The 5,997-nt window shown below is 64.9% G+C and carries 6 protein-coding genes; 4 read left to right on the top strand and 2 right to left on the bottom strand.

All coding sequences use genetic code 11. The annotated features are described in order from the left end of the window. A partial coding sequence (locus KBZ15_RS16535; protein ID WP_255016296.1) for a S41 family peptidase occupies positions 1 to 948 on the top strand: 948 nt, incomplete at its 5' end. After that, the gene (locus KBZ15_RS16530; RefSeq protein ID WP_255016295.1) at positions 945 to 1,157 is read left to right on the top strand and encodes a DUF6737 family protein; all 213 of its coding nucleotides are present in this window, start codon (positions 945 to 947) and stop codon (positions 1,155 to 1,157) included. The genes KBZ15_RS16535 and KBZ15_RS16530, both read left to right, overlap by 4 nt. Positions 1,158 to 1,181: 24 nt before the next feature. Here KBZ15_RS16530 and KBZ15_RS16525 read toward each other — a convergent pair whose 3' ends face one another. Then, positions 1,182 to 1,367 (bottom strand): hypothetical protein, encoded by a 186-nt coding sequence (locus KBZ15_RS16525; RefSeq protein ID WP_255016294.1) that lies wholly within the window; start codon positions 1,365 to 1,367, stop codon positions 1,182 to 1,184. Between the two features lie 172 nt (positions 1,368 to 1,539). Between KBZ15_RS16525 and KBZ15_RS16520 the strand changes: the two genes are divergently transcribed. Further along, positions 1,540 to 1,782, top strand: coding sequence for a hypothetical protein (locus KBZ15_RS16520; RefSeq protein ID WP_255016293.1), 243 nt, complete (start codon positions 1,540 to 1,542; stop codon positions 1,780 to 1,782). Then, positions 1,782 to 2,294: a hypothetical protein gene (locus KBZ15_RS16515; RefSeq protein ID WP_255016292.1), complete on the top strand. Its 513-nt coding sequence runs from the start codon at positions 1,782 to 1,784 to the stop codon at positions 2,292 to 2,294. The genes KBZ15_RS16520 and KBZ15_RS16515 overlap by 1 nt, the downstream gene beginning before the upstream one ends. Positions 2,295 to 2,317: 23 nt before the next feature. Here KBZ15_RS16515 and mfd read toward each other — a convergent pair whose 3' ends face one another. Beyond that, positions 2,318 to 5,872 carry a transcription-repair coupling factor gene (mfd, locus tag KBZ15_RS16510; RefSeq protein ID WP_255016291.1) on the bottom strand — a complete coding sequence of 1,185 codons (3,555 nt, stop codon included), beginning with the start codon at positions 5,870 to 5,872 and terminating at the stop codon, positions 2,318 to 2,320. Positions 5,873 to 5,997 lie beyond the last annotated feature (125 nt).

Below are 5,997 nucleotides of genomic sequence, written 5' to 3'. Positions count from 1 at the left end.
AAGGAAACCAAGAACCTTGTGGTGGTTTCCCCCATTGATGGTTCACCTGCTTCTCGGGCCGGCGTGCAGCCCAAGGATGTGATCACGGCGATTGATGGCAAGAGCACCAAGGGCATGAGTACCGAAGATGCGGTCAAGTTGATCCGCGGCCAGGCTGGTACCTCCGTAACCCTCACCCTGCAGCGCAAGGGTCAGAGCCTGCAGGTGCCCCTCACCCGGGAACGCATCGAGCTCCACGCGGTAGATCATCAGATCAATACCAGCCCAGATGGCGTCAAGGTGGGCTACATCCGCCTGCGCCAGTTCAATGCCACCGCCACCAAGGACATGCGCCTGGCGGTAAAGGATCTGGAGGAGAAGGGGGCCCAGGGCTATGTGTTGGATCTGCGCAGCAACCCCGGCGGCCTGCTGATGGCCAGCGTGGAGATCGCCCGCCAGTGGCTCAATGAGGGCACGATCGTCTCCACCAAGACTCGTGACGGCATCCAGGACGTGAAGCGGGCCAATGGTCGTGCCCTTACGGCCAAGCCCCTGGTGGTGCTTGTCAATGAAGGCTCCGCCAGTGCCAGTGAAATTCTCTCCGGTGCCCTTCAGGACAATCAGCGGGCCGTCCTGGTGGGTCAGAAGACCTTTGGTAAAGGTCTGGTGCAGTCGGTGCGGGGTCTCTCCGATGGCTCCGGCATGACCGTGACCATCGCCAAATACCTCACCCCCAGTGGTCGGGACATCCACAAGCACGGGATTGATCCCGATGTGCAGGCCAAGATGAGCGAGCTGGAGGCCCAAAAGCTCAAGCTTGAAGACCTGGGCACCAAGAAGGACAGCCAATACCGGGTGGCAGAGAACACCCTGGTCAAGCGACTGCGCAGCGCCAGCGGCCCCTCCCAGGCATTCAAGCCAGGCAGTGCCAACCTGCCAGCGGCCCTGGGTTCGAGCGCTAAGCCTTGAGCTCCCAACCCTCGATCTGGAATGAAAAGCCCTGGTGGTGCCAGCCCTGGTCCATCCTGCTGACCGGCATGGCCCTGCCAACTGCTAGCTGGTTCGTGCTCCAGCGCTGGTGGGTCACCGCCCCTGTGGCAGCGGCGGTATTGGTGTGGTGGTGGCTGTTTCTGGTGCTGGTGCCGCGGGCCTATCTAGAGCAACAGGGCAGCCAATAATGCTGGCCAGTGAGGCTGGTCTGCTCAGGCCACCGGCTGCATCAGACCGCCGCCGGGACTGGAATCATCATCGTCGTTGTTGTTGCCCGTGTCGCCCTGCAGCAGGGCGTATACGCCTAGGGCCAGCAGGCTCACCACCCCTGATGCCAGGCTGAAACCACCACCCAGTCCACCAGCGAAGCCCGAGGATGCGTTGATAACTTCGCCCATGGGTCCTCTTCACACAACTTCTCATTAATGTAACGGATTTTTGCGGAAGCTGGGCATGCAGGTGGGGCCCATCCTTCAAGACCCCCTTCCCCCGGGCCAATGCCAGCGGTTGCTGAGTACCTTGGCTTGCCACTGAAATCTTTGACACACTGAAACCGGTGCTGCAGGTTCGATGGCCAGCGTTCCAAATCTGGTGGAAACCTGCGAGCTGGCCGAGCGGCATGGCAACCGCAATGCCGCGTTGCTGCTGGGGTTTGCCCTCGGCCGCATAAGCGACCTCGAAGTGATGGAGCAGCTCCATCTCGAACACGAGGAAGCCCTGTTCCTGTTGATGGCCCAGGCCCACTTGCCGTTGCCGCGCCTCGCCGATCAGGCCACCGATGCCATGGTCAGCGACCTACAGCAGCTGGTCTGATGGGGGACGCCCCTGTTCTGATTCCTGATGCCGGGCCCTGGATCACCCTGGCTTATGCCGATGGCCTGGATCTGTTGCTGAAGCCGGGCTGGCCTGTGGCAATGGTGGACATGGTGCTGGAGGAGCTCACCCGCAGCCAAACGCCCACAAGCCAGCAGATCGGAGCCTGGGTGAAGGATCAGTGCATTCCTGTGTGGTCAACGGAGGTGTGCCGCAGGGCGGCAGGGCGTCGCCAACGCAACGTGGGTGAGATGGCGATTCAGGAAACGATGCAGGGTCTAGCGATGGAAGACCCTCCCAGGCGGGGCGTGTTTCTCTTCGAAGACCACAAGATCGCTCGCGCCACGTTTTTGCTGCCGCCCGGTTGTCTCAAGGTCACCACCCGAGCCTTTCTGCTGTTTCAAGAGCGTGGGGGTTGGTTGGATTCAGCCGTTGCAATCGAGCGACTGGCCATCGAGGCCGGGCGCCAGTTTTCGCGGCTGAGATTTCCGCTGGGATTTCCGCCAGATTGACTACCCTCTCGCGCCGACAGCTCTCACACCGCTAAGACCGCCTCGTTCTGGGCCGCCTGCTGCTCGCTGCGCTGGGCTTCGCTGAGACCATCGGCTCCGGGGAGCTGGGCTGCCATCTGGTTCAGCCAGCCCATCAGCTCCTCCAGCTGCTTCTCGGCGGGCAGCACCCCCAGGCCCCGGGCCAGCACCTTGGCAGTGCTGCCACTGCTGGCCTGAAATACCAGGCGGCCGTGGAGATGCTGGGGCAGCCCCTGGCGCAGCAGGCGGAAGGCGGGCTCCTCCATGGGCGTTTCCAGGCAGATGTTGGGCTTCTCCGGCTTGATCCGCGAGAAGCCGCAGCGCCTGGCCACCAGCTTCAGCTCCATCAGCTGCAGCAGCGATTGCACCGGCGCCGGGATGGGTCCGTAGCGGTCCACCCAGCCAGCTGCCAGCTCAACCAGGGCGGCAGCGCCACTGCAGTCGGCAGCGGCCCGGTAGGCAGCCATCTTCTCGTCGTTCTCGGTGATCCAGTCGCCGGGGATGAAGGCAGTGATCGGCAGATCGATCTGGGTGTCCTCCACCTTGGGGATGTCCTGGCCCTGGATCTCAGCGAGGCATTCCTGCAGCATCTCCATGTAGAGGTCAAAGCCGATCGCCTCCATCTGGCCGCTCTGCTCCACCCCCAGCAGGTTGCCCACGCCGCGGATCTCCATGTCGCGCATGGCCAGCTGGTAGCCACTGCCCAGCTGGGCAAACTCCTGGATTGCCCGCAGCCGTTGCCGTGCCGCCTCACTCAGGGAGGCATCGCCCGGATAGAACAGCCAGGCATGGGCCTGGATACCACTGCGGCCCACCCGGCCCCGCAGCTGGTAAAGCTGGGCCAGGCCAAATTTGTGGGCGTCCTCGATCAGAATCGTGTTCACCCGTGGGATGTCGAGGCCGCTCTCCACAATCGTGGTGCAGAGCATCAGGTCGGCCTCGCCGGCATTGAAGGCCACCATGGCGCTCTCCAGTTCCCCTTCTGCCATCTGGCCGTGGGCCACCAGTAGCCGCAGGCCCGGAACCATGACCCGCAGCTGGCCAGCCACCTCCTCGATCCCCTCCACCCTGGGCACCACGTAAAAAATCTGCCCGCCCCGGTCCAGCTCTTGCCGGATGGCGCTGCGCACTGCCTCCTCATCGAGGGCGGCCAGGTGGGTTTTTATCGGGCGGCGCAGCGGTGGCGGCGTGGTGATCAGGCTCATCTCCCGCACCCCCGAAAGGCTCATGTAAAGCGTGCGCGGAATCGGCGTTGCCGACAGGGTCAGCACGTCCACGTCCTTGCGCAGGGCCTTGATCTTTTCCTTCTGGTTGACGCCGAAGCGCTGCTCCTCATCCACCACCAGCAGGCCCAGCTGCTTGAAACCCGTGCCCTTGGAGAGCAGCTGGTGGGTGCCCACCACCACGTCCACATTGCCTTTGCTGAGCCCTTCGAGGATGGTCTTGCGCTCGCTTGCGGTGCGGAAGCGGTTGAGCAGGCTCACTTTGAGGGGATAGGGCGCAAAGCGTTCGCTCAGGGTGCGCCAGTGCTGTTGGGCCAAAACCGTGGTGGGGGCCAGCATGGCCACCTGCTTGCCCGCCGTCACCGCCTTGAAAATCGCCCGGATCGCCACCTCCGTTTTGCCGAAGCCCACATCGCCACACACCAGCCGATCCATGGGCTGGGGTTGTTCCATGTCGCGCTTCACATCGGCAATGGCCTTGGTCTGGTCTGGGGTGGGGTCATAGGGGAAGGAATCCTCCAGCTCCTGCTGCCAGGGGCCATCGGCCGGGTAGGCGAAGCCCGGCGCCTGGTGTCGCTCGGCATAGAGCTTCACCAGATCCACCGCCACTTTGCGCACGGCCTTGATGGCCCGTTCCTTGGCTTTGGCCCAGGCCGTACCGCCCATGCGGTTGAGCTCAGGCGGGGCGTCGGTGCTGGCGCGGTAGCGGCCCAGGCTGCCCAACTGGTCGGCAGCCACCCGCAGCAGTCCGTCGGCGTATTGCACCACCAGGTAATCCCGCGATTCGTCGCCGATCGCCAGTTTTTCGAGCTTGAGAAACTTGCCGATGCCGTGGTTGCGGTGCACCACGAAATCTCCCGGTTGCATCTTGCCCGGGTCGACCGTGCGGCTGGCTGCCTTGCGGCGGCGGCGCACATAGCCGCTGGCGGCGAGGGCATGCTGGCCGAAAAATTCCCGATCGGTAATCAGCACCAACTTCCAGGCCGGCAGCTGGAGCCCCTCCAGTTCGGCGGTGCTTCGGTTTTTCAGGGCCACCGGTGTGGCCTGCTCCACCAGTCGATCGATGGCTGGGAAGTCGGCGGGATTGGGCACAAAGCGGGTGATGCAGTCGTGCTCCTCCAGCAGGGCCACCGCTCGAGAGGGCTGGGCAGAGATCAGCCACACCGTGGCCTTCTCAGCCACAAAGCCCTTCACCAGGGCGGCCAACTTGCCAAAGGCGTTCGGGTAGGCAGGCACCGAGCGGGCGGCCAGATCAAAGCTGTTGGGGTGGCTGTCCGTTTCCAGCAGCTCGGCCAGATCAAAGCCCCTGAAGGCTTCAGCCTGTTGGAGGGCGCCGGCTGGCTCCCGATGCAGCACCCCTGGCAGCGCACCCCCCAGCTCGCCGCAGACCTCAGCGTGGTGTCCGGCGGCGTGGTCAAACCACTGCTGGGCATGGGAGAGACACTGGCTCCTGCCATCGACAGCCACCAGGGTGTCGGCGCCGAGGTAATCGAGCAGGGAGGCCGGCTCGTCCCAGGCCAGGCCCATCAGCCGCCGCATCCCCTCGGGGGTGCCGCCCTCCAGCAGCTGGTCGAGGGCCTCCGGCTTGAGCAGCAGCTCCAGCCCATCAGGCATCGTCTGGCGCAGCGCGTCGGCAACCAGGGGGCCGTAGCCGCTGGGGGTCAGGCGCACCACCTCGATGGGATCGAGGGAGCGTTGGGATGCGGGGTCAAATTCCCGCAGCTTGTCGAGCTCCTCGCCAAAAAACTCCAGCCTCACGGGGAGTTCGCTGCTCACCGGGAAGACATCGACGATGTCGCCGCGGCGACTCCAGCTGCCCTCCTGCTCGATCGTGGGCACCCGCTCGTAACCAAGGCGGCTCAGGGTTTCACCCAGCTGCTCGAGGCTGATGGTTTCGCCCTTGCGCAAACTCAGGCATTGGGCCCGCAGGGCCTGGGGCGGGGGCAGGTGGGGCTGCAGGGCCCGCTCGGTGGCGACGATGGCGAGGCCTCCTGCTGGCCTATCGACCAGCTCGCTGAGCACCTGCAGCTGGCCCCAGGTGATCTCGCTGGTGGGATCAAAGGGCTCGTAGGGGCTGGCCTCGCTGGTGGGGTAGAGCTGGCAGCTGGACCAACCCATCAGCTCCAGCAGCGCCGCCCAGCGGCCCGCCTCCTCCAGGGTCGGCACGATCACCAGCAGCGGCGCCCCCGTGGCGCGGGCCATGGCGCTGCTGATCAGGGCCCGGGCGGCCCGACCGCCCCCGGCCAGCCTCAATCGCTCAGGCCGCGCCAGCCGTGCCAGCACCTCGCCGGTGAGGGCTGCCTGCTGCAGCTGGCGCACCAGGGCGGTGAGGGGCATGGGCGGATCTGGCAGCAGCTAGCTCCGATCTTCGCAACTGCCCATACTGAAATGGCGATCCCACCGTTGCGGCCATGTTTCTGATCCACAGCACGGTCGATCAGGCCCCGCTGCAGGCGGCGGCC

Origin of the sequence: Cyanobium sp. BA20m-p-22, assembly GCF_024346275.1 — a bacterium.
Classification (GTDB): Bacteria; Cyanobacteriota; Cyanobacteriia; order PCC-6307; family Cyanobiaceae; genus Cyanobium_A.
Note: the sequence above shows the minus strand (reverse complement) of the source record. Positions and strands in the feature narration are given on the sequence as shown.